Origin of the sequence: Glycomyces tenuis DSM 44171 (assembly GCF_000427885.1) — a bacterium.
In the GTDB taxonomy this organism is placed as follows: Bacteria; Actinomycetota; Actinomycetes; order Mycobacteriales; family Micromonosporaceae; genus Glycomyces; species Glycomyces tenuis.
This window is the reverse complement of the sequence record NZ_ATYW01000002.1, coordinates 246,057-268,178: the sequence shown is the minus strand read 5'-3', so window position 1 is coordinate 268,178 and position 22,122 is coordinate 246,057. Positions and strand designations below refer to the sequence as shown.

Annotated in this window: 25 protein-coding genes; 6 read left to right on the top strand and 19 right to left on the bottom strand. The window is 69.8% G+C overall.

Annotation, left to right across the window (positions count from 1 at the left end; genetic code table 11):
• Positions 1-44 precede the first annotated feature (44 nt).
• From YWW_RS0103860 to YWW_RS0103850, 3 genes are read left to right on the top strand one after another with little or no spacing between them, the layout of a single operon-like run.
• Positions 45-1,367 carry an extracellular solute-binding protein gene (locus YWW_RS0103860; protein ID WP_026929062.1) on the top strand — a complete coding sequence of 441 codons (1,323 nt, stop codon included), beginning with the start codon at positions 45-47 and terminating at the stop codon, positions 1,365-1,367.
• A 23-nt stretch (positions 1,368-1,390) separates the two neighbouring features.
• Positions 1,391-2,332 (top strand): carbohydrate ABC transporter permease, encoded by a 942-nt coding sequence (locus YWW_RS0103855; protein ID WP_026929061.1) that lies wholly within the window; start codon positions 1,391-1,393, stop codon positions 2,330-2,332.
• A gap of 1 nt (position 2,333) precedes the next feature.
• Positions 2,334-3,224, top strand: a complete 891-nt coding sequence (locus YWW_RS0103850) for a carbohydrate ABC transporter permease (protein WP_026929060.1) — start codon at positions 2,334-2,336, stop codon at positions 3,222-3,224.
• A gap of 49 nt (positions 3,225-3,273) precedes the next feature.
• Here YWW_RS0103850 and YWW_RS0103845 read toward each other — a convergent pair whose 3' ends face one another.
• Positions 3,274-3,768: a hypothetical protein gene (locus tag YWW_RS0103845; protein WP_155829887.1), complete on the bottom strand. Its 495-nt coding sequence runs from the start codon at positions 3,766-3,768 to the stop codon at positions 3,274-3,276.
• A gap of 173 nt (positions 3,769-3,941) precedes the next feature.
• Positions 3,942-4,904, bottom strand: a complete 963-nt coding sequence (locus YWW_RS0103840) for a zinc-binding dehydrogenase (protein WP_026929058.1) — start codon at positions 4,902-4,904, stop codon at positions 3,942-3,944.
• A gap of 177 nt (positions 4,905-5,081) precedes the next feature.
• Between YWW_RS0103840 and sodN the strand changes: the two genes are divergently transcribed.
• Complete coding sequence (gene sodN / locus YWW_RS0103835) at positions 5,082-5,492, top strand: superoxide dismutase, Ni (RefSeq protein WP_035697133.1); 411 nt, start codon at positions 5,082-5,084, stop codon at positions 5,490-5,492.
• Between the two features lie 519 nt (positions 5,493-6,011).
• Positions 6,012-6,455, top strand: coding sequence for an ATP-binding protein (locus tag YWW_RS28180; RefSeq protein ID WP_155829885.1), 444 nt, complete (start codon positions 6,012-6,014; stop codon positions 6,453-6,455).
• 180 nt (positions 6,456-6,635) lie between these two features.
• On the opposite strand, the gene YWW_RS0103820 is transcribed toward YWW_RS28180, so the two are convergent.
• On the bottom strand, positions 6,636-6,896 hold the full coding sequence (locus YWW_RS0103820; RefSeq protein ID WP_026929057.1) for a WhiB family transcriptional regulator: 261 nt from the start codon (positions 6,894-6,896) through the stop codon (positions 6,636-6,638).
• An 807-nt stretch (positions 6,897-7,703) separates the two neighbouring features.
• Positions 7,704-8,660 (bottom strand): diacylglycerol/lipid kinase family protein, encoded by a 957-nt coding sequence (locus tag YWW_RS0103815; RefSeq protein WP_035697136.1) that lies wholly within the window; start codon positions 8,658-8,660, stop codon positions 7,704-7,706.
• 32 nt (positions 8,661-8,692) lie between these two features.
• Here YWW_RS0103815 and YWW_RS0103810 point away from each other — a divergent pair, with 32 nt between their 5' ends.
• A complete protein-coding gene (locus YWW_RS0103810) occupies positions 8,693-9,136 on the top strand; it encodes a hypothetical protein (RefSeq protein WP_026929055.1) in 444 nt (147 codons plus the stop codon).
• 1 nt (position 9,137) lies between these two features.
• Here the strand turns inward: YWW_RS0103810 and YWW_RS0103805 are convergent, their stop codons facing one another.
• From YWW_RS0103805 to proS, 15 genes are all read right to left on the bottom strand, one after another.
• Positions 9,138-9,836, bottom strand: coding sequence for a sirohydrochlorin chelatase (locus YWW_RS0103805; protein WP_026929054.1), 699 nt, complete (start codon positions 9,834-9,836; stop codon positions 9,138-9,140).
• Entirely contained in the window at positions 9,829-10,536 is a 708-nt protein-coding gene (locus YWW_RS0103800) for a phosphoadenylyl-sulfate reductase (RefSeq protein ID WP_026929053.1), read from the bottom strand. Before YWW_RS0103800 ends, YWW_RS0103805 begins: the two co-directional genes overlap by 8 nt.
• Positions 10,537-10,539: 3 nt before the next feature.
• A complete protein-coding gene (locus YWW_RS28175; RefSeq protein ID WP_035697141.1) occupies positions 10,540-10,764 on the bottom strand; it encodes a hypothetical protein in 225 nt (74 codons plus the stop codon).
• Complete coding sequence (locus YWW_RS0103790) at positions 10,761-12,422, bottom strand: nitrite/sulfite reductase (protein ID WP_281170972.1); 1,662 nt, start codon at positions 12,420-12,422, stop codon at positions 10,761-10,763. Before YWW_RS0103790 ends, YWW_RS28175 begins: the two co-directional genes overlap by 4 nt.
• Before the next feature lie 347 nt (positions 12,423-12,769).
• The gene (locus YWW_RS0103785; protein WP_026929051.1) at positions 12,770-14,248 is read right to left on the bottom strand and encodes a sensor histidine kinase; all 1,479 of its coding nucleotides are present in this window, start codon (positions 14,246-14,248) and stop codon (positions 12,770-12,772) included.
• A gap of 189 nt (positions 14,249-14,437) precedes the next feature.
• Positions 14,438-14,740: a DUF2469 domain-containing protein gene (locus YWW_RS0103780; RefSeq protein ID WP_026929050.1), complete on the bottom strand. Its 303-nt coding sequence runs from the start codon at positions 14,738-14,740 to the stop codon at positions 14,438-14,440.
• 192 nt (positions 14,741-14,932) lie between these two features.
• The gene (locus YWW_RS28170) at positions 14,933-15,577 is read right to left on the bottom strand and encodes a ribonuclease HII (protein WP_245595351.1); all 645 of its coding nucleotides are present in this window, start codon (positions 15,575-15,577) and stop codon (positions 14,933-14,935) included.
• Between the two features lie 2 nt (positions 15,578-15,579).
• The gene (gene lepB, locus YWW_RS0103770; protein ID WP_425402680.1) at positions 15,580-16,179 is read right to left on the bottom strand and encodes a signal peptidase I; all 600 of its coding nucleotides are present in this window, start codon (positions 16,177-16,179) and stop codon (positions 15,580-15,582) included.
• Positions 16,180-16,277: 98 nt separating this feature from the next.
• Positions 16,278-17,753 (bottom strand): signal peptidase I, encoded by a 1,476-nt coding sequence (gene lepB / locus YWW_RS28165; RefSeq protein WP_245595342.1) that lies wholly within the window; start codon positions 17,751-17,753, stop codon positions 16,278-16,280.
• Between the two features lie 80 nt (positions 17,754-17,833).
• Complete coding sequence (gene rplS, locus YWW_RS0103760; protein WP_026929048.1) at positions 17,834-18,184, bottom strand: 50S ribosomal protein L19; 351 nt, start codon at positions 18,182-18,184, stop codon at positions 17,834-17,836.
• 81 nt (positions 18,185-18,265) lie between these two features.
• Positions 18,266-19,036, bottom strand: coding sequence for a tRNA (guanosine(37)-N1)-methyltransferase TrmD (gene trmD, locus YWW_RS0103755; protein ID WP_026929047.1), 771 nt, complete (start codon positions 19,034-19,036; stop codon positions 18,266-18,268).
• Positions 19,036-19,539, bottom strand: a complete 504-nt coding sequence (gene rimM / locus YWW_RS0103750) for a ribosome maturation factor RimM (protein ID WP_026929046.1) — start codon at positions 19,537-19,539, stop codon at positions 19,036-19,038. Before rimM ends, trmD begins: the two co-directional genes overlap by 1 nt.
• Positions 19,540-19,625: 86 nt before the next feature.
• Positions 19,626-19,856 carry an RNA-binding protein gene (locus YWW_RS0103745; protein ID WP_026929045.1) on the bottom strand — a complete coding sequence of 77 codons (231 nt, stop codon included), beginning with the start codon at positions 19,854-19,856 and terminating at the stop codon, positions 19,626-19,628.
• A 2-nt stretch (positions 19,857-19,858) separates the two neighbouring features.
• Entirely contained in the window at positions 19,859-20,389 is a 531-nt protein-coding gene (gene rpsP, locus YWW_RS0103740) for a 30S ribosomal protein S16 (protein WP_026929044.1), read from the bottom strand.
• A 160-nt stretch (positions 20,390-20,549) separates the two neighbouring features.
• Positions 20,550-21,956, bottom strand: coding sequence for a proline--tRNA ligase (proS, locus tag YWW_RS0103735; protein ID WP_026929043.1), 1,407 nt, complete (start codon positions 21,954-21,956; stop codon positions 20,550-20,552).
• Positions 21,957-22,122: the final 166 nt, after the last annotated feature.

Below are 22,122 nucleotides of genomic sequence, written 5' to 3'. Positions count from 1 at the left end.
GTGGCGACCTCGGTACCGACACGTCACATTGGAGTGATGCGAATATGACGAACAATCCCCCTCCCCCGGGCGCGGTCACCCGGAGGGGGCTCCTCACAGGGGCGACGGCCGCGGCCGGGCTCGGACTGGCCGGATGCGGCTCCGCGTCCGAGGCGTTCAGCGGCGAGACCACCGTGAAGCAGTGGAACCTGCTGGCCGGCTCCGACGGCGCGATCATGACCTCCATGCACGATCAGTTCACGGCCGAGACCGGCATCGGACTCCAGGCCACCACCTTCGCCTGGGGCACGCCGTTCTACACCAAGCTGGTCATGGGCGCCTCCGGCGGCAACGCCGCCGACGTCGCCACCATCCACCTCTCGCGGCTGGGCAGCCTGTCCCCCGACACGCTCCTCGACTCCATCGGCCTCGACGAGCTCACCGACGCCGGGCTCAACCCCGAGGACTTCCCCTCCTCGATCTGGGAGCGGTGTTTCGCCGACGACCGGCTCTACGCGGTCCCGATCGACACCCACGCGCTGGTGAACTTCTACAACCGCACCATCTGCGAGCAGGCCGGCGTCCTCAACCCCGACGGGACCCTCCTGGAGACCCACGGCGTCGAGGAGTACTTCGACCTGCTGCGGGCCGTCAAGGACGTCACCGGCGAGTACGGCACCTCCCTCGACACCAACGCCGGCTGGCGCCAGTTCTGGGCCTGGTACCGCCAGCAGGACGGCGAGTGGATCTTCCACGAGGACGGCTACGAGCTCGACGACGACAAGGCGCTCGTCGCCATCGAGACCATGTGGCGCATGGCCGACGAGGGCCTGTGCCCGCGCATCGCCGACGGCGCCCAGTGCGCCGCGAACTTCGAGAACGGCGCCGGCGGACTGGTCCAGGTCGGCAACTGGGAGATCACCCGCTTCCGGGCCTTCGACGAGGCCCAGGGCCTGGACTTCTCCATAACCGAGATGCCCGACTTCTTCGGCAACCGCCGCACCCAGGGCGACTGCCACTCCTACGCCCTGCCCAGGCACAACGCCTGGGACGAGGAGGTCCGCGCCGCCACGGTCGAGTACATCTCCTGGATGCTCCAGCACAGCTTCGAATGGGGCGCCGGCGCCGGTCACACCCCGGCCTACCTGCCGGTGACCGAGAGCGAGGAGTACCAGTCGCTGCAGCCCAACGCCGAGTACTCCGGGGTCGTCGAGAACGTCCAGTTCGACCCCGACGTCTGGTTCTCCGGCTCCGCCGCCCGGCTGGCGGTCGACGTGGCGCAGACCCTGGTCGGCGTGTACTCGGGGGCGACCACCCCCGAGCAGGCGCTCGACACCATCAAGACGCAGGCGCAGACACTGGTCGACCTGCCCAACCCGGTCGACTGAATCGATTCACGAGGTCCACTCTGATGACTACTGACACCGAGACGCCCGCGGCGGCGCCTCCGGCGGCTCCGCCGCCGGCCCAGACCGCCTCGCGCGCGCCCAAACGCCGGTCATGGCTCGGCCTTTGGTTCGTCCTGCCGTTCACCGCCGTCTACGCCGTCTTCATGGTGTGGCCGATGCTCCTCGGCCTCTACTACTCCTTCACCGACAAGAGCCTCACCGGCCGCCCCGTCGAATGGATCGGCCTCGCCAACTGGTCGGAGGCGTTCGGCGACGCCGCCGCCTGGGACTCGCTGTGGAACACCGCGTGGTTCACGATCCTGAGCACCCCGCCGCTGGTGATCCTCGGCCTCGCGTTCGCCCTCCTGGCGCACCGGGCCCGCAAGATGGGCTGGTTCCTGCGCCTGTCGTTCTTCGCACCGTTCGTCATCCCGGTCTCCGTGGTGACCATGATCTGGATCTGGATGTACCAGCCCGACGGCGGCCTCATCAACCACTACCTCGGCGAATGGGGCCTGGGCGGCGACCGCCTCTGGATCTTCCAAGAGGACTCGATGGGCCCGATCGTGGCCACCACCGTGTGGTGGACCATGGGCTTCAACTTCCTGCTCTACCTGGCCGCGCTCCAGACCATCCCGGGCGAGGTCTACGAGGCGGCCGACATCGACGGCGCGAACGGCTTCCAGAAGCTGTGGGGCATCACGCTGCCGCTGCTGGGCCGCACCACCGCGCTGGTCATCACGCTCCAGCTCATCGCCTCGCTGCGGATCTTCGACCAGTACTACCTGATGGCCGGCGGCGGCATGAACCTCTCGCCCGAGCACGTCGCCATCCAGTACATCTACAACGCCGGCTTCACCGGCCTGCGGGTCGGCTACGCCTCGGCGCTGTCGTACATCCTGTTCGTCTTCATCCTCGTCGTCGCCCTCGTCCAGTTCCGACTGCTGTCAAGGAAGGAGGACTGACGTGACCACCGTGCAGGAGAGGCCACCGGCCTCCGAGAGCAAACCCCGCACCATCACCAGGAGGCGCGGGCGGATCACCGTCGGCGGCGCCCTGGTCTACTTCGCCTCCTTCTTCCTGGCCCTGCTGTGGCTCGTGCCGTTCCTGTGGGCCCTGTCGACCTCGTTCAAGACCGAGACCGAGGCGAGCCTCGGGCAGCCGATCCACTGGATCCCCGAGGACTGGTCCATCGAGGGCTACCGGGTCCTGTTCGAACGCGGCGACCACCTCACCTGGATGATCAACTCCACCGTGGTCTCCACGATCGTCACCGTCCTGACCCTGGCGCTGTGCGTCCTGGCCGCCTACGGCTTCTCGCGCCTGGACTTCCCGGGCAAGAAGGTCATCTACGGCGTGATCCTGGCCGGGATCATGGTCCCGCCGCAGGCGCTGATCATTCCGCTGTTCGACGTCGTCAGCGCCCTGAGGATGGTCGACACGTACTGGGGCCTGGCGCTGCCGCAGGTCGTCGCCCCGGTGATGATCTTCATCCTCAAACGCTTCTTCGACGCCATCCCGCGCGATTACGAAGAGGCCGCCAGGCTCGACGGCGCGAACCACCTGCGCGTCCTGTGGAGCGTCATCCTGCCGCTGTCCGGTCCCATCCTGGCCGCCGTCGGCATCTTCACCTTCATCGGCTCGTGGAACAACTTCCTGTGGCCGCTGCTGGTCGGCAACGACCCCTCGATCATGACCCTGCCCGTCGGGCTCGGCGTCGTCGCCGGAGGGTACGGCCTGCTCTACGCCCAGAACATGGCCGCCGCCATCCTCGGCGCGCTGCCGCTGCTCATCGTGTTCATGCTCTTCCAGAAGCAGATCGTGAAGGGCGTCGCGGGCGTCGGCCTCAGCCGCTGACCCGTTCCAGGAGGCGGGGCGGGGGTTCCCCGTCCCGCCTTTCGCCGTCTCAGAACATGCCGACCCGCTCGAAGCACGAGACCGGGCTCCAGCCCACCGAGGTCCCCGAGGCGACCCTGATCCACCGGTTCTCCCACGACAGGCCCGCGCACCCGATCGTGTCGCCGCCCTCGACGGTGAAGCACGAACCGGAGAGCTCCTCGCCGTTGTAGAGCCGCACCAGGCGGTTGGCGCTCATCTGCGTGTCGGTGAAGATCGAGACGCCGAAGGTCGCCTTCACCTCGTAGCGGCACAGCATCGCCTGCTCATGGGCCTGCTCGGCCGAGAGGATCGCCGCCTGCGCCTCGGGCGCGCGCCCCTCGTGCAGCGCGGCCCGCGACTCGTCCGGCTCTGAGGCCGTGCCCTCGCCGCGGTCCATCACCGCCACGACGAGCGCGACGATCGCCGCCGCGATCGCGACCTTGACCGCGACCCGCTTCGCGGCCGTCCACGCGCTCCCGGCGCCGGACTTCATCCCGTCTTTCAGCCGTCCTGCAACTGACATGATCGCCCTCCCCCTCGGACGTCCCGGACCGCGGGCCCGACCTCCCTACAGGGTGGGCTCTGGCGGGCCCGTCGGCGGGGAAACCGATCAGAAAATCCAGGGCGAGCACGGCGAACCGTGCACGGGTGCGCCGGGAGCGAAGCCCGCGAGCCGCCGATCGGCGCGGCTCACCCTCACGAGGCGGTGACCACGACCTTCCCGAAGGCCTCGCCCGAGGCCAGGCGCCGCAGCGCCGCCCCGGCGTCCGAGAGCGGGTGGCTCGAGTCGATGACGGGCCGCACGTCCCGTTCCTCGCAGAACGCGATGAGCTCGGCCAGTTCGTCCCTGGTGCCCATGGTCGAGCCGACGATCTCCAGCTGCTTGAAGAACACGTGCCGCAGGTCGACCCGCGGCGAGTGGCCGCCGGTGACGCCGCAGGTGACCAGGCGTCCGCCCGGTTTGAGGGACTTGATCGAGTGCTCCATGACCGGCTCGCCGACGGAGTCGACGACGACGTCGACGCGCTCGGGCAGCCGCCCGCCCGGCTCGACGGCCTCGGCGCCGATCGCGGCGGCCCTCTCGCGGCGCTCGGCCTGGCGGCCGGTGGCGTAGACGCGGGCGCCCATGGCCTTCGCCAGGACGATCGCGGCGCTGGCGACGCCGCCGCCGGTGCCCTGGACGAGGACCGCGCCCTCGGCCGGGAGGCGGCCGCGGGTGGTGAGCATCCGCCAGGCGGTCAGGTAGGCGGTGGGCAGGCAGGCGGCCTCGGCGGAGCTCCAGCCCTTCGGCTTTGGCACGAGGTTGCGGGCCGGGACGGCGACGGTTCGGGCGAGCGTGCCGGGGTAATACTCCGACAGGAGGGTCCGCTTCGGATCGAGGGTCTCGTCCTCGAGGGAGGGATCGGCGATGACGGGATAGACGACGACCTCTTCGCCGTCGGCGGTGGTGCCGACGGCGTCGGTGCCGAGGATCATCGGGCACTGCTCGGCGCGGAGGCCGACGCCGGCGAGGGACCACAGGTCGTGGTGGTTGATCGAGGCCGCGGTGAGCTCGATTCGCGTCCAGTCGTCGGGAACTTCGGGAGGCTCCGTCTCACCGACCGAGAGCGCCGAGAACGGGTCGTCGGGGTTCACATTGCGGGCGTAGGCGGCGAGCATCGGTGATTGACCTCCGTCTTGACACGGCTGCGGCTCGGGCTGCGAACACGCTGTCCATCATGGTTATTCGAGCGATTTGTGTTGTGTCTCTAACTGTAGGGGTACCCACGGAATCGGCCTTACGAGAGGTAGGGTCGGCGTTGGAATCACACCCACTGGAAAGAAGCTGGAGGGGCAATGTTGAAGCCTCTGTTCAAGCGGCTGCTGCCGCAGATCTCGGCTTCGGCTCACTGCGACCTGCCGTGCGGGGTCTACGACCCGGCCCAGGCCCGCATTGAAGCGGAGTCGGTCAAGGCGATCTGCGAGAAGTACCAGGCAAGCGACGACCCTGAGTTCCGCACTCGCGCGCTCATCATCAAGGAGCAGCGGGCCCAGCTGGTGAAGGAACACCTCTGGGTGCTGTGGACGGACTACTTCAAGCCGCCGCACTTCGAGAAGTACCCGCAGCTGCACACGCTGGTCAACGAGGCGACGAAGCTCGCCGGCGGCGGCGGTGGCTCCAAGGCGAGCACCGACCCGAAGGTGGCCGAGGAGCTGCTGGCGAAGATCGACCAGATCGCCGAGATCTTCTGGGAGACCAAGAAGTAGAGCGCCGCAGCGCACACTGCTATATGGAGACCGGCCGAGCCGGTCCGACACGGCACGGCGCCCGTCCGTCCCGGACACCACCGGGAAGGACGGGCGCTTCGCCGTCTCCGGTGGCCGCGTGGCGGGGCCGGTGCGGGAGGCGCAGCCGATGAAGAACCGGTCGTCAGTCTGGACGCGACCGGGCCGCGTCCATCACGAGCACCCGGCCGCCCGCGGCCGGCCCGAACGCCGCGCGGCAGAACCGGCCTACGCCGCCCGGCTCGCGGGAAGCGCTGCCGACCGCCCGCGCCGCCCCTTGGAGGGGCGCGGGTCGGCTGCCGCCGTTGCCGGAGCACCTGCCGCGGGCGGAGCAGGTTCGGCAGCGGGCGCGGTTCGCGCCGCTCGCCGCGGGGCAGCGGAAGGTGAGCCGAAGAGGCCAATCGGACGGGGCGGTCCCCGTTCGTGGGAGCCTCCCATTATTCTTTGCACCTGGAGGGAGACCACGTGGTCTGCACAACGTCACAGGGAGCGGCGATGCCGGTGAGCGAAGAACGCGAAGACGTGCTGCTGCTCGATGTCCCCGCGACGGGCGATTATCTGTCGGTGCTGCCCACCGCCACGGCGGCGGTGGCGACCCGTCTCGGCTTCTCGCTCGACGAGATCGAGGACCTTCGGGCCGCGGTCAATGCCGCCGTGACTCTGCTGCTGCCCGAATCGGCCCGCCCCCGGCCGTTCCGCAGGCGCGTCGGCGAGGATTCGCTGCACTGCCGCCTGGAGGTGGGCGCCGAGATCCTCCAGATCGTGCTCAGCCGCCCGAAGGGCGATCCGCTTCCCGACCCGGGGACCTACCAGTGGCAGGTGCTCAGGGCCCTGACCGACGAGGTCGAGTCGGAGTCCGAGGGCGCGATGTCGACGATCCGGATCCGCCAGCAGCGGCCCTCGTCCGAGGCCGACGCCGAGACCGAGGCCCACCGAATCCGCTGAACCGCCCCCACCGCACGTCCCCCGCCGAACCGCCCCGGAATCGACATTCGACCCGTTCGAGGCGAATCATCTGCTTGCGGACGCTCGATGGGCCCGGCTGCGCCGGGCCCATCGAGCTCTTGCCGTGTTCAATTCGAGGAGTGGCTTGGTTTCAAGGGATGCGAGCCGGGCGGCGCGGCGCTAGCCGGCCTGGGCGACCAGCGGTCGCAGGGCCCCCGAACGGCGCTTGAGTTCGCGCCGCTCCAGCTCGCTCATGCCACCCCATACGCCGGCGTCCTGACCGGTCTCGAGCGCCCACCGCAGGCACTCCTCGGTCACCGGGCAGCGCCGACAGACGTTCTTGGCCTGCTCGATCTGCGTCAATGCCGGGCCGGTGTCCCCGATCGGGAAGAACAGTTCGGGGTCCTCGTCGCGGCAAATGGCCTCGTGGCGCCAATCCATCAAAACTTCTCCTTGCTGAACTTAAAGCGTTTGCTTACACGGTGTTATATCTGGCTTGCGGTTCGGGCGAAATGCGGTTCGATCGCCGTCGCGCGCAATCCCTTTCGGCAATGCACTGGGGACGGTCGCATCCACGTGCGCGATCTCGCCGACCCTTCGCGGTGAGTGCCGGGATCCCGACAAGGGGAACCGTTGTCACCGCGAGTATGCGGTCGCTCTCATGGCATCAGCGTCATTGCTGCGCCTGGGCACGCATGGAGAGCATCCGCCGGTGCACTGGGTCGGCCGGTCGACAATCGACGGCCCGCAATCTGACCCGACTACCTTGTGAATACTTTCACAAGGATTGGATTTGTCAAGAGGTTCGACTCCGGAAATCAGCTCTAAGTGAGTGAACTCACCGCGCTACCTCGACGAAGATCCGCTCATGGCGGACTCGTGAGCCACGAGTCGGCCTCGTTCCACCTTCCGCACACCGCCGGGATCCCTACCGCGGATCCCCGGCGCGGCTCCCATCACTCCGCTCAGCTCCGACGCTCGGCCTACAGGCCTCGCCTTGGCTGGGGGGTCGATGACAGCGAGTCGAACCGGTTTGACACACTGGTACTCAGACTGGACGAAGTTATGGCTCGCAAGTGCCGCCAACACCGAGTACTCGGCAAAGATACTCATCCAATGCCCGGTCAAAACGCACCGAAAATACAATATTCGTTTGTGAAGTCTCACGCTACCTTGTAAGGCGGCGAAATCAACCTTGCCCGCTCCGGGTCGAGTTGTCAACACCCACGCTCAGGTTTTCCCAAGTTGTTAGCAGGCCACCCGCAATGCTCCGGGAACCGAAGTCAATTCGAGTTCCGTGCGCTCTCCGAGATAATCCCCGTCGAGCTGGAACGCCTGCGGGAGCGACGCTCGCAGACGAATCCATGAGAGATCGTGATGCGTGATCGCGTGCTTACCGTCCGGACCTTCCCGGCCCACCAGGAGTGAGGCGGCGGTTCGGGCTGCGGCCGACAGCCCAAGTTTACGCAGAACCAGGACGTCAAGTCCAGCATTAAAGGACGCCCGCGCGTTGAGATTCACCGGAAGGGTGCCCAGATAGGTCCACGGCGCGCAGTTCTGGACCACGACCATGCCCGTCGAGGAGTCGACCTCCCCGGAGGACAGCTCGACCTCCATCAGATCGCCTTCCACGCCGTGCTCGTTCACCTCGGCCATGACGGCCCTGGCGTAATGCGCCCCGATGTTGCGGCCGCGGCCGCGGTACGACTCGACCCGCTTGATGACCGAGGCGTCCCAGCCGAGGCCCGCGCAGAAGGTGAACAGGCGGTCCTCCTTGTCGTCGACGACACGCCCGAGGCTCACCGTCCGGGGCTCGCGGGTCTTCAGCGCCTCCACGATCTCCTTGACGGCCTTGCGGCGGTCCCAGGGCAGCCCCAGGGCCCTGGCGAAGACATTGGTGGACCCGCCCGGGATGGGGACGAAGATCGGCGCCTCGGCGGCGCTGCGGCCGTCGGCGAGCAGGCCGTTCACCACCTCGTTGACCGTGCCGTCGCCGCCGAGGCTCAACACCACCGCGAAGCCCTCTTCGGCCCCCCGCCGCGCGAGCTCCTCGGCGTGCCCGCGGGCGTGGGTCTTCCAGACCGTCACGTCGAGGGCCTCCTCGAGCTTCTTCACCACGCGTTTGAGCCGGCGCCGAGAAGTGCTCGAAGCCTTCGGGTTCGCGATGACCAGACCACGCTGTGGCGCCGGTTGCAGGGCGTGCATAGGCGCAGCGTAGCCCGGGATACGGTTGGTGTGTGAACGAATCCGACGCCGACATGGGCGCCGTCACCGAAACCCCGGGTGGCGACTACCGCCCCTGGACTGTGATCGCTGCCGCAGGACTGTTCTGGCTCCTCGCAATCGGACTCGCCGCCGCCGGCGGGTGGGGCCTCCTCCAAGTGGTGACCGGCGGAGTCGACTCGGCAAGCGCGGCAGTCGGGGTGGTCGTGGTCGCCTGGCTCCTGGCCGCCTATCACTGGCTCATCGGCCGCCGGTTCCTTCAGCGCCGCAACGTGATCGCGCAAGCGGTGTTCATGTCGCTGCTGTGGCTGCCGGTCGGGTGGTTCCTGCGGGAGGCCGCGCACCCGGCCCTCGGCCTGGCCTCCTGGGCTCTGGCGGTGGCGATGCTGGCGATGATCATGGCGCCGCCGACGCGCCGGGCCGTCGGCTTCGGCGACGGCCGCCCCTTCGGCGAGTGATCTACGCTTCAGCGGCGCGGGCCGCGATCAGATCGAGCAGTTCGGGCGCGGCGCCGAGCGGCTCGCCCACGTGGACGACCCCGGCCGAGCGGGCCGAGTCGACCGCCGTGTCGCAGAGTCTGCCGGGCGCGATGAAGTAGCAGACCGCGGCGATGCGCTCCGCGCCGGTCCGGGTCCGGCATTCCTCGACCGCCTCGGCGCCGCTGAGCCCCGGCCCGGAGGCGAAGCCCGCCTGGGCGTGGACGCCGAGCAGCCGACCGGCTGCGGCGGCGACGAGGCCGACGTGCTCCCGGCCGCGGTCCACCCGGGTGCCGGCGGCCAGCACCACCAGGCCGTCGACGTCGTCGGGGACGCCGCGCACCAGCGCCTCGGCGAGGGACTCGTCGCCGACCGGCCGGGCCACGTCCACCGTCAGGCCGGGACGGGCCTCAGCGGCGTGCCTGGCGACCTCTGGGAGATCGGTCCGGGAGTGGTAGGCGTCGGTCAGCAGCAGCGGCAGCGCCACCGCGCGCACGGCGCCCTCGTCGGCCAGGGCGCACAGGACCTCGACCGGGTCGGGCTCGTTGAACTCGAGGAAGCCGACGCGGGCGCCGGCGGCCTCGGCGATCGCGCGCACGGCCGCCGGCGATCGGGGATCGGGGCTGCCGTGCGCGACGAGGACGACGGGGTCCTCCTGAGGCCGCCGCGGGGCCTCAGACATGCAGTCCGCACTCGGTCTTGTCGAAGGCGGCCCAGCGGCCGGCCCGCGGGTCCTCCCCCGGCGCGGTGCGCCGGGTGCACGGCCAGCAGCCGACCGAGCGGTAGCCGTCCTTCAGCAGCGGGTTGACCGGGATGTCGTAGCGCTCGATGTAGGCGAGCTGCTCGGCCTCGGTCCACTTGGCGATCGGGGAGACCTTGACCTTCCTGCGGGTGACGTCGAAGTCGACGACGCGGGTGTTCGCCCGGGTCGGCCCCTCGTCGCGGCGCAGGCCCGTCGCCCAGGCGTCGTAGTCGGCCAGGGCGGTGTTCAGCGGCAGCACCTTGCGCAGCGCGCAGCACTCGTCGGGGGCCCGCTCGAACAGCCTCGGGCCGAACTCGCCGTCCTGGGAGAGCACCGACTGGTCGGGCTGGATCGAGCGCACGTTGACGTCCATGGTCGAGGCCACGAAGTCGCGGACCTGGAGGGTCTCGGGGAAGTGGAGGCCGGTGTCGAGGAAGACCACGTCGATGCCGGGGGCGACTTTCGAGGCGAGGTGGACGACGGCGGCGTCGGCCATCGACGAGGTCACGCAGAAGCGCTCGCCGAACTCGCCGACGGCCCATTCGAGGATGTCGGTGGCCGACGCGTCTTCGAGCCGCTTTCCCGCGTCGGTGGCGAGGTCGCGGAGCTCGAAGGGGTCCCGGTTCGTCGTGACGGTCATGCTCTACTCCGGTTCGGGGTCGGGTGGCGATGAGTGGACGGTGGGCGGAGCGGCCGAGGTCGGCGGCTGCGCCATCCCGTGGTATTTGAGGGTGAACACCCGGGTGCAGTCGCGGCAGTGCCAGCCGCCGCGGGGAGCCTCGACGTCGCTGTCGGGTTCCGGCTCGTAGGGTCTGAGGTCTTCCTCTCCGCAGTACGGGCAGTGGTAGGGGACGACACGGCCGCTCACTGCAGTTCCCCGTCGTCGGCCCGGTGGACCCACTGCGCGAAGGTCTCGCCTTCCGACCTGGCCTCGAGGTAGCGGCGGGTGACGCGCTCGACATAGTCGCCGAGGTCGGCGGAGGCGACCTTCAGGCCCCTGGACTTGCGGCCCAGGCTCGCCGCGGCGGCGTGGCCGCCGCCCAGGTGGACCTGGAAGCCCTCGACCTGCATGCCGTCGACCGTGACCAGCTGGCCTTTGAGGCCGATGTCGGCGGTCTGGGTGCGGGCGCAGGCGTTGGGGCAGCCGTTGAGGTGGATGGAGATGGGGACGTCGAGTTCGGGGACGCGCTTCTCGAGCTCGGCGACGAGGTCGCGGGCGCGGTCCTTGGTGTCGACGATGGCGAGCTTGCAGAACTGGATGCCGGTGCACGCCATGGTGCTGCGGCGCCACTGCGACGGCTTGGCCTCCAGGCCGATCGTCTCGAGGTCGGCCACGGCCTCGTCGACGCGCTCGGCGGGGACGTCGAGCAGCAGCAGCTTCTGGAGCGCGGTGGTGCGGATGCGGTCCGAGCCGTGCTTCTCGGCGACGTCGGCGAGCTGGTCGAGCATGGTCCCGCTGACGCGGCCCGCCAGGGGCGCCGCGCCGATGAAGTAGTTGCCGTCGTTCTGCTCGTGGACGCCGATGTGGTCGATCAGCTTCTCGGGCAGCGGCGGCGCGTCGAGGTCGGGGAGTCTGCGGCCCAGATAGGCGTCGGATTCGAGGACCTCGCGGAACTTCGCGGCACCCCAGTCCTTGACCAGGAACTTCAGGCGGGCGCGGTTGCGCAGGCGCCGGTAGCCCCAGTCGCGGAAGATCCGGGTGACCCCGAGCCACACGTCGACGAGGTCCTCTTGGGAGACCCACACGCCGAGGCGCTCGGCGAACATCGGATTGGTCGAGAGGCCGCCGCCGACCCACAGGTCGAAGCCGGGCCCCAGCTCGGGGTGGTGGGCGCCGACGAGCGAGAAGTCGTTGATCTCGTACGGGTTGTCGGGGAGCCAGCCGATCGAGGTCTTGTACTTGCGCGGCAGATTCGACAGGCTCCTGTCGCCGATGAACCGGTCGTGGATCTCCTTGATCTGCGGCGTGGGGTCGATGACCTCGTCGACGGCGACCCCGGCGACCGGGGAGCCGAGGATGACGCGCGGGCAGTCGCCGCAGGCCTCCTGGGTGTCGAGGCCGACCGATTCGAGGCGGCGCCAGATCTCGGGGACGTCCTCGATGCGGATCCAGTGGAACTGGATGTTCTGGCGGTCGGTGACGTCGGCGGTGTCGCGGGCGAACTCCTTGGAGATCCCGGCGACGGTGCGCAGCTGCTCGCGCGAGAGCTGGCCGCCGTCCATGCGCACGCGCATCATGAAGTAGCGGTCGTCGAGCTCCTCGTCCTCGAGCAGGGCGGTCTTGCCGCCCTCGATGCCGGGTCGGCGCTGCGTGTACAGGCCCCACCAGCGGAAGCGCCCGCGCAGGTCGGCCGGGTCGATCGAGTCGAAGCCGCCGTGCGCGTAGATGCCCTCGATGCGCTGGCGCACGTTGAGCGGGTTGTCGTCCTTCTTGGACTGCTCGTTCTTGTTGAGCGGCTCGCGGTGGCCCATGGCCCACTGGCCCTGGCCTTTCGGGCGGCTGGGTTTGCGCGTTGGCGTTGGCACGGTACTCCTGAATGCAGACACGGGTGTGGCACGGTTCGACGGCGGAAAGCCGGAAGCGGTTTAAGCGCGCATCAGACAGGCGGCGCTGAACACACGGCAGAAGTCGACGTGGCGACGTGCCACCAGTCGGAGTCCGTGCGTGCGAGACATGCCAGCAAGCATGACACAGTTCCCGGCAAATGGCATCTGCCGTCCCGGTTTCTGGACACGGCCCGGCGGAGGAGGNNNCNNNCCNCCCGCTTCGCCCACCGCTCCTTCGTCACTGGAGGGCGCTGTACCCCTGCTTCGCCCACCGCTCCTTCGTCACTGGAGGGCGCTGTACCCCTGCTTCGCCCACCGCTCCTTCGTCACTGGAGGGCGAAGTCGACCACGGCCTCGGTGCCGCCGTCCGCGCGCGGGCGCATGTCGATGGTGCCGCGCAGCTCGCCGGTGACGAGGGTGTGGACGATCTGGAGGCCGAGCCGGTTCGAGCCCGCGATCCTGAAGCCCTCGGGCAGGCCCTTGCCCTGGTCGGAGACGGTGACGCGGAAGCGGTCGCCGTCGCGGGCGACGCCGATGACGACCTCGCCCTCCTGGCCGGGCGGGTAGGCGTGCTCGACGGCGTTCTGGATGAGCTCGTTGACGACCATGACCAGCGGCGTGGCGTACTCGCTCGGCAGCACCCCGAAGGTGCCCTCGCGCCGGAGGGTGACCTTCGACTCGGCGACGGAGACCTCGACGGCCATGGACGCGACGCGGTCGACGATCTGGTCGAAGCCGACCGACTCGTCGGAGGACTGGGCGAGGGTCTCGTGGACCAGCGCGATCGAGGCGACGCGACGCACCGACTCCTCAAGAGACACACGGGCCTGCGGCGAGCCGACCCGGCGCGCCTGGAGGCGCAGCAGCGCGGCGACGGTCTGGAGGTTGTTCTTGACGCGGTGGTGGATCTCGCGGATGGTGGCGTCCTTGGTGACCAGTTCGCGGTCGAGACGCCGGACCTCGGTGATGTCGCGCACCAGGACGAGCGCGCCGGCGGGCTTGCCGCCCGGGCGCAGCGGCAGGGCCCGCATGAGCACCGTCGCGCCCTTGGCCTCGATCTCCTTGCGGCGGGGCGTGCCGCCCGCGAGGGCGTCGCCGATGCGGCGGGCCGCGTCCGAGCCGGCCTCGGCGTCGGCCGGCAGGCTGCGGGTGAGCTCGGAGAGGTCGCGGTCCCTCAGGTGGCCGGTGACGCCCATGCGCCGGTAGGCGGAGAGGGCGTTCGGGGAGGCGTAGCGGACCAGGCCGTCGGCGCCGATGCGGACCAGGCCGTCGCCGATGCGCGGCGCCGTGGTCGGCTCGCCGGGCAGCAGCGGCGGGGGGAAGCCGCCGTCGGTGAGCATCTGGACGAGGTAGTCGGCGGTCTTGAGGTAGTTGAGTTCGAGGTGGGACGGGCTGCGGATGTCCGAGAGGTTGGTGTCGCGCGCGGCGACGGCGATGACCTGGCTGCGGTCGCGCCGCCGGACCGGGATCGCCTCGTGGCGGGAGGGGACGTGGCCGCGCCACACCGGGCCACCCTCGCGGAAGATGCGCCCTTCGGTGAAGGCGACGCTCAGGTGCTCCGCGTCCGTGCCCTCCACGATGCGTCCGACCTGGTCTTCTTCGTATGCCGTCGGGCCGGTGGTGGGCCGGACCTGCGCGAGGCAGACGAAGCGGCCCGGGTGGCCCTTGACCGCGCCCCAGAGCAGGAAGTCGGCGAAGGAGAGATCGGCCAGCAGCTGCCATTCGGCGACGAGCCGCTGGAGGTGCGCGGCGGAGTTCGACGACAGCTCGGTGTGGGCGCTGACGACATCACGGAGTGTTGACACCGCACCATACTAGCCGCGCGTCCAGCCCGGGCCCTGGACGGTTTTCGCACCGCCCGGGGTCTGTGCGCAAACCCCGACGAGGCGGCGAGCGGGCGAACGGGCCGGACAGCGCCTGTCGGGGTTTGCACAGAGGCCCCAGGCGAGCCGGAAATCCCACGGGCGATGTCGAAGGTCTGGGGCCTTCGGGGCTCAAGGCAAGGTGATGTCCGGCTTGTCGAGTTCTTCGACGTTGACGTCTTTGAAGGTCAGGACGCGGACGTGCTTGACGAAACGGGCCGGGCGGTACATGTCCCACACCCACGCGTCGGTCATCTCGACCTCGAAGTAGGTCTCGGCGTCAGCGCCCCTGACGTTGACCTCCACCGCGTTGGCCAGATAGAACCGGCGCTCGGTCTCCACGACGTAGGTGAACTGCCGCACGATGTCGCGGTATTCGCGGTACAGCTGGAGTTCCATGTCGGTCTCGTATTTTTCGAGGTCCTCGGCGCTCAACACTGCTCCTTCTTCTCAACGACCATTCCCACGATAGTGCGAGGGCGAAAGCCTGTCCCCGGAGGCGTCGACATGATGATCCTGAAGTATGTCTTCGCGCGCGGCGGCGGGACGGGCGAACGCGGATCTCCGCAGGCGGCGCGCCCGCGCAGATGTCGACCTGGCCGCCGCCGACGCGGCCCGCCCTTCCCCTCACCTCGCACAGTGCGCCGCCACGTTCGCGTACGTCATCCGGTGCTGCTCGCACGGCCCCCATTCGCGCAGCGCCGCCTCGTGCGCCGCCGTCCCGTAGCCCTTGTGCGCGGCGAAGCCGTAGTGAGGGTAGCGCCCGTCCAGCTCGTTCATGAGGCGGTCTCGCGTGACCTTCGCGACCACTCCGGCGGCGGCCACGCACGCGGCGGTCCGGTCGCCCTTCACCACGCCGAGGCTCCCGGTGGGCATCCCGGCGACGGCGAAACCGTCGGTGAGGACGTACCCGGGCCTGGAGGCGAGCCTCGCCACGGCCAGTCGCATCCCTTCGAGGTTGCACACCCCGACGCCGCGCCGGTCGATCTCGTCCGGGCCGTAGGCGACGACGGCGGTCTCGGCGCGGCCGCGCCGCAGCCGCTCGAAGACGCGTTCGCGGGCGGCCTCGGTCAGCAGCTTCGAATCGCCGAGCTCGTCGACTCGCGCGCTCGGAGGCAGGAGCACCGCCGCCACCACGAGCGGGCCGGCGCAGGCCCCGCGGCCGGCCTCGTCGACCCCCGCGACGGGACCGAGGCCGCGCCGCTCCAGCGCCGCCTCGAGCGCGTACAGGTCGCTCTCGCGGCGCATCCGGGAAGAGGTCGGACGCAACACGGTCAAGATGGATCTGGTATGTCCTCGAAGGTCTCCGGGACACTGAACCAGTTGGCGTGGTCGACCGGCCAGAACAGCACGAAGGCCTTGCCTATGACCGCGTCGACACTGATCGTGGAGGCCTCTATGTCGCCGCCGGTGCGGACGAAGCGCTCGCGCGAGTCCCCCGACGCCTGCCGGTGGTCCCCCATGACCCACAGGCGCCCTTCGGGCACCACCACGTCGAAAGGATCCTGGGACGGCACGTTCTGCTCGCCGGTCAGCGGGTTCACATAGAGGTAGCCGCTCTCGTCGAGCGGCTCGCCGTTGACGGTGATCCGTCCGGAGTCGTCGCAGCACACCACGTGATCGCCGCCGACGGCGATGACGCGCTTGATGAACTCGTCCTCCTCCATGCTGGAGCGCCAGGACTCGGGGGCGGTGAACACGATGATCTCGCCGCGCTCGGGCTCGGAGAAGTCGTAGACGAGCTTGTTGACCAGCACCCGGTCGTCGAGCTCAAGGGTGGTCTCCATCGAACCCGAAGGGATGTAATACGTCTGGACGACGAATGTGCGCACCACGAATGCCACCGCGATCGCCACGACGAGCAGGATCGGCAGCTCTTTCCAGAACGACCCCTTCTTCTTCTTGTCGGGCTGTTGTCCGGATGACTCTTCGGCGCCACCGCCGTCCGCGCCAGGCGCTTGCCCCTCTTCGATCACGGTGCGAGTCTACGCGGTCGCGCTGCGACCCCCGGTACGCCCACTCGCGGTGGAGCCCGGAGACCGCGAATCGGCCGTGCCCTCGGTGAGGCCCGCGAGCCGCGGGCCGGCCGCTTCGACGATCGCGCGCCGTGGGCCGCCGCGACCGCGGGCGGCTGCTCGGCGGAGAACCCGCCCGGGCCGCTCCAGTGAGCGGCCGCGTCCGCCTCCTCGCCCTGGGGGCTCTCGGGGCTCTCGACGGTCCCTGCGGTGCCCTCGAGCACGTCGAACGACGCGGGGATCTCGAGCTCCCTGGCGCGGTCGGTCGGCCACACCAGGGCGATGGCCCTGCCGATGATGTTCTCGACCGGGACCGGCCCCTGGCAGCGCGAGTCCTGCGAGTTGCCGCGGTGGTCGCCCATGACCCACACGTGCCCTTCGGGGATGGTCACCGGATCGAAGCGCCTGGAGTGGCAGTTGCCGGGCTCGACGTCGAGCGGCGCGTCGTCGTAGACGTACTCGTCCTCGTGCAGGGAGATCCCGTTGACCTGGACGTTGCCGTCGGCGTCGCAGCAGGAGACGGTGTCGCCGCCGATGGCGATGACCCGCTTGATGAAGTCCTTCTCGTCGGGCTCGGCGAGGCCGACCAGGTCGAGCACGGCCGTGCCGAAATCGGACAGGGCCGTGCCGTCGTTCTTGGGCCGGTACTCGGGGTCCCATTCGTCGGTGCCGCGGAAGACGACGACCTCGCCGCGCTGGGGGCTGCGCAGCGTCGTGGTGAGCTTGAGGACGAGGACCTTGTCGCCCTCCTGGAGGGTCTGCTCCATCGAGCCGGAGGGGATGTAGAACGGCTGCACCGCGAAGGTGCGCAGCAGGACCGCCGCGGAGAACGCCACCACCAGCAGCAGCGGCAGCTCGACCCACAGCGAGAGGTAGTGGCGCTTGTGCGGTTGCGAGAGGCGGCTCTCGGGCTCGCCGTCCTTGCCGGTGCGGCGCTTCTTGGACTGGCGGGCCTCGCTCGGGTCCACCTGCTCGTGGGTGCCGGTCACCCGGTTGTAGGAGCCGGTGACCTGCGGGTGAGAGCCGGTGCGGCCGTCGCCGACGCGTGGCATGCGTTCGGGAGGGGGCGCGCCGCGCCGCTGGGCGCCCTTGGGCGGCGGCGCGGGCCGGTTCCGCTGGACGCCGCCCGAGGGCGTCGCGCCGCGTTTGGGGGCGCCTCCGGCGGTGGGGACGCCGCGCCTGGGAATGCCGCCGCTGGGGGTGGCGCCGCGCTTGGGGATGCCTCCCGCCGGTGTGCCACCGCGCTTGGGGATGCCGCCGGCGGGCGTCGAAGGGCGGTGAGGCGTGCCTTCGGGCGGGGCGGGGCCGCGTCGCCGAGGGCGGCCCTGCGGGGGCAGGGGCTCGTCCGAACCGTTGCCTGGACCGGGGAGTCGGCTCCAATCGATGCGGCGAGGCCCCTTGGCCCCGCGGTCATCGGGGGAACCAGGACTCATGCAGCGAGCCTAACCGAAATCGGGAGGAAAGAGGAAGCCCCGGACCGGTTCGGTCCGGGGCCGAAAGCTCTTGGCGCGGATCAGATCTCGCGCTTCTCCTTGATCTTGGTGGCGCGCTTGCCCTTGCGTTCGCGCAGGTAGTACAGCTTCGCGCGGCGGACCTTGCCGCGGCTGGCGACCTCGATCCTGTCGACCATCGGGCCGTGGACCGGGAAGGTGCGCTCGACGCCGACGCCGAAGCTCAGCTTGCGGACGGTGAAGGTCTCGCCGAGGCCCGCGCCGTGGCGGCGGATGACGACGCCCTGGAACACCTGGACACGCGACCGGGCACCCTCCTGCACGCGCACGTGGACGCGGACGGTGTCGCCGGGACGGAAGTCGGGCACGTCGGCCCGCATGGAAGCAGCGTTCAGCTCATCCAGAACGTTCATGATTACCTCGTTGAATCAACAGTGCTCGGCAGCTTTCACCGGGAGAGGTACTGCGAACGAACAGCACATCACGGCAAACCATTACTCTGCCACATCTACGTCGGGCAGCGCGACGCCGGCCCCTCGAAGTAGGCGCCGGTCACGTTCGTCGAGGCTACCGCGATCCAGGCGCTCCAGCAAATCGGGGCGGGCCCGGGCGGTACGCAGGATCGCCTGGTCGCGCCGCCAGCGCTCGACCTTCCCGTGGTCACCCGAGAGGAGGACCGGCGGGACCTCGTGCCCGCGCCACGACGCGGGCTTGGTGTAGGCGGGGGCCTCCAGGAGGCCGTCGTTGTGGGACTCGTCGGCGAGGGACGCGGCGTTGCCGAGCACGCCGGGGAGCAGCCGCGCCACGGCCTCGACGATCGCCAGGACGGCGACCTCGCCGCCGAACAGGACGTAGTCGCCGATGGAGACCTCGGTGACCTCCATGCGCTCGGCGGCGTAGTCGACCACGCGCTGGTCGATGCCCTCGTAGCGGCCGCACGCGAACATCAGCCACGGCTCGGCCGCGAGCTCGTGCGCCATCGCCTGCGTGAACGGGGTCCCGGCCGGGCTGGTCACCAGCAGGCGCGGCCGGTCCTCCCCGGGGATCAATTCGTCGAGGCACTCGCCCCACGGCTGCGGCTTCATGACCATGCCCGCGCCGCCTCCGGCCGGGCTGTCGTCGACGGAGTGGTGGACGTCGTGAGTCCAGCGGCGCAGGTCGTGCACATCGAGCTCGAGCAGGCCACGCTGGCGGGCGCGGCCGATCAGGGACAGCTCGAGGGGCCGGAGGTACTCGGGGAAGACGGTGACGATGTCGACGCGCATCACAGCTCCAGCAGGCCCGGCGGGAGCTCGACGACGACAGTGCCCGCCTCGGTGTCGATGTCGTCGATCATCTCGTCGACGAAGGGGATGAGCGCCGGGTGCGTGCCGCGGCGCTTGACGACGAGGGTCTCGTAGGCGGGGCCGTGGTCGACGCGGGCGATCGTGCCGATCTCGGTGCCGTCGCCTTCGACCACGCGCAGGCCGATCAGCTCGGTGTCGTGGTACTCCTCGCCGTCGCTCGGCAGGTCCTCGGACGGCAGCTCGACCGTCAGCTCGGTGCCGCGCAGCGCCTCGGCCGCCTCGCGGCCGGTCACGCCCGCGAAGGTGAGCATGGGGCGGCCCTGGTGCCAGCGCACGGTCTCGGCCCGCAGCGTCCCCTTCGGGGTGTCGTATTCGGTCCCGGGCCGGAACCGCGCGTCGGGGTCGTCGGTGCGGACCTCGACGATCACCTCGCCGCGCACCCCGTGCGGGCGCACGATGCGGCCGACGACGACCTGTGCCAATGGAACTTCCTCTCAGCGATGGGCGCGGACCGGGGGCCGCGCACGAGAACGGCCCCGAGGCGAGCCTCGGGGCCGTGCGGTCTCACTCAGTACGAATCGACGACCTCAACGCGGATGCCGCGGCCACCGATCGAGCCGATGATCTGCCGCAGAGCGTTGACGGTCCGACCACCCCGGCCGATCACCGTCCCGAGGTCGTCGGGATTGACCCTGACCTCGAGCCGTTTACCGCGACGGGAGTCGACCAGACGGACCCGGACGTCGTCGGGGTGGTCGACGATGCCCTTCACAAGGTGTTCAAGCGCTGGCCGCAACACGGTTACTCCCCTTTGTCCTCAGAGGCCTGGGCCTCGGTGGCCGCCTCGGCGGGAGCCTCGGCGGTCTCGTCGGCCTTGACCTCTTCAGTCTTAGCCGACTCGTCCTTCTTCTCGGAGGACTTCTTGGCCTTCGAGGCGGACTTCTTCGCGGTCTTCTTCGCCTCGGCCTCCTCGGCGGCCTTGGTCGGGTCGATGCCCGCCTCCTTGAGCGCGCCGGAGTACAGCTCGGCCTTGTCGGCCTTGTCCTCGGCGGTCTTCAGCGGCGCCGGGGCCGGCAGGCCCTTGAACTGCTGCCAGTCGCCGGTCTTGCACAGCAGGCGCTTGACCGGTTCGGAGGGCTGGGCGCCCACGGAGAGCCAGTGCTGGATGCGGTCGGACTTGACCTCGATCCGGGACGGGTTCTCCTTCGGGTGGTAGATCCCGACGTTCTCGATGACCTTGCCGTCGCGCTTGACGCGCGAGTCGGCCACGACGATGCGGTACTGGGGGGTGCGAATCTTCCCCATCCGCGTGAGTCGAATCTTCACTGCCACGTTCTTGTAACTCCTGTTGTAAGGATCACGTCGGCGCAGCCGCGTTCCAAGTGGAGATGCTGGATTGCTGCGGCGCCAAAACCTGGCTTTGCGTCACGGTTGTTGAGAGGGCACCCGTCCCAAAGCTCATTACAGCGTCGAAGTGTATCGCACCGGGCACTCAGTACGACCGGGCGAGGTAGGCGATGAGACCGTCCTCATCCAGCGAGTCCGGAACGGAGCCGTCGGCGCGCTGGAGGACGCGGACCGTCACCCCCGCCTCGGCGGCCTTCGCCTCGCCCTCGGTGCCGCACAGGTCCCACGCCAGGCGCGCGTAGCCGGTCTGGGCGGCCTCGATCGCCTCGTCGACGCTCGCGGCGTCGGCGGTGTGCTCCTCGCGGTACGACAGCGCCTCGTCCCACAGCTCCTGCTGCGCGGCCTCGAGCGCGGTGGCGACGGCCTCGGCGAGCATCCCCAGCGGGATGGTCTCCTTGGAGCCCTCGACGCGGCTGACCAGCGTGGCCTCGCCGTTCTTGAGGTCGCGGGGGCCGATCTCGATGCGGACCGGGTAGCCCTTGAGCTCGGCGTCGACCGCGCGGCGCCCGAAGGCGACGTCGCCTCGCGAATCGAGCTTGACGCGCACGCCGTCGCCCTTGAGCTCCTCGTAGACCTTCCGGGCCGCGGCGTGGACCTCGTCGGCGTCCTTGACGACCATCACGTGCGCCTGGACGGGGGCCAGACGCGGCGGGACGCGGAGCCCGGCGTCGTCGCCGTGGCCCATGATGAGGCCGCCGACCATGCGGGTCGAGGTGCCCCAGGAGGTGGTCCACCCGTGGTGCTGCTCGCCGTCGGCGCCGAGGAACTGGATGTCGAAGGCCTTGGCGAAGTTCTGGCCGAGCTCGTGCGAGGTGCCCATCTGGAGGGCCTTGCCGTCGCGCATGAGGGCCTCGACCGCGAAGGTGTTGAGGGCCCCGGCGAAGCGCTCGGCCTCGGTCTTGATGCCGCGCAGGACCGGCAGGGCCAGCACGCTCTCCATGAAGTCGGCGTAGACCTCGTGGAGGATGCGCAGCGTGAACGCGTGGGCGTCCTCGTAGGTGGCGTGGACGGTGTGGCCCTCCTGCCACAGGAACTCCGAGGAGCGCAGGAACAGGCGGGTGCGCAGCTCGTAGCGCATGACGTTGCACCACTGGTTGAGCAGCAGGGGCAGGTCGCGGTAGGACTTGACCCACTTCGACATGTACTCGCCGATGACGGTCTCGGAGGTGGGGCGGACCGCGAGGGGCTCCTCAAGGTCCTTGCCGCCGCCGTGGGTGACCATCCACAGCTCGGGCGCGAAGCCCTCGACGTGGCTGGCCTCCCGCTTGAAGTAGGACTCGGGGATGAGCAGTGGGAACGAGGCGTTCTCGGTGCCGGTCTCCTTGATGCGCTCGTCCATCTCGTCGACCATGCGTTCCCACAGCGCGAAACCGGACGGTCGGATCACCTGCTGGCCCTTCGCCGGGCCGTTCTCGGCCAGCTGGGCCTTGGCGATGACGTCCTGGTACCAGCGAGGGAAGTCCTCGCTCTGCGGTGTGAGTACTTTGGCCATGTCCAAGAATTCTACGGGCCGCCCCGGCGGGGCTCGCAGGCCGTGAACCCGTCCGGGCCCGGGCGCGGTCCCGTCTCCCGCAATTCGGCCGATCCGGACTCCTTCGGCCGGAGGAGGAGCGACACCGCAGGACCGGTCTTACGGCGGAACCTCCGGTGGGCCGCCA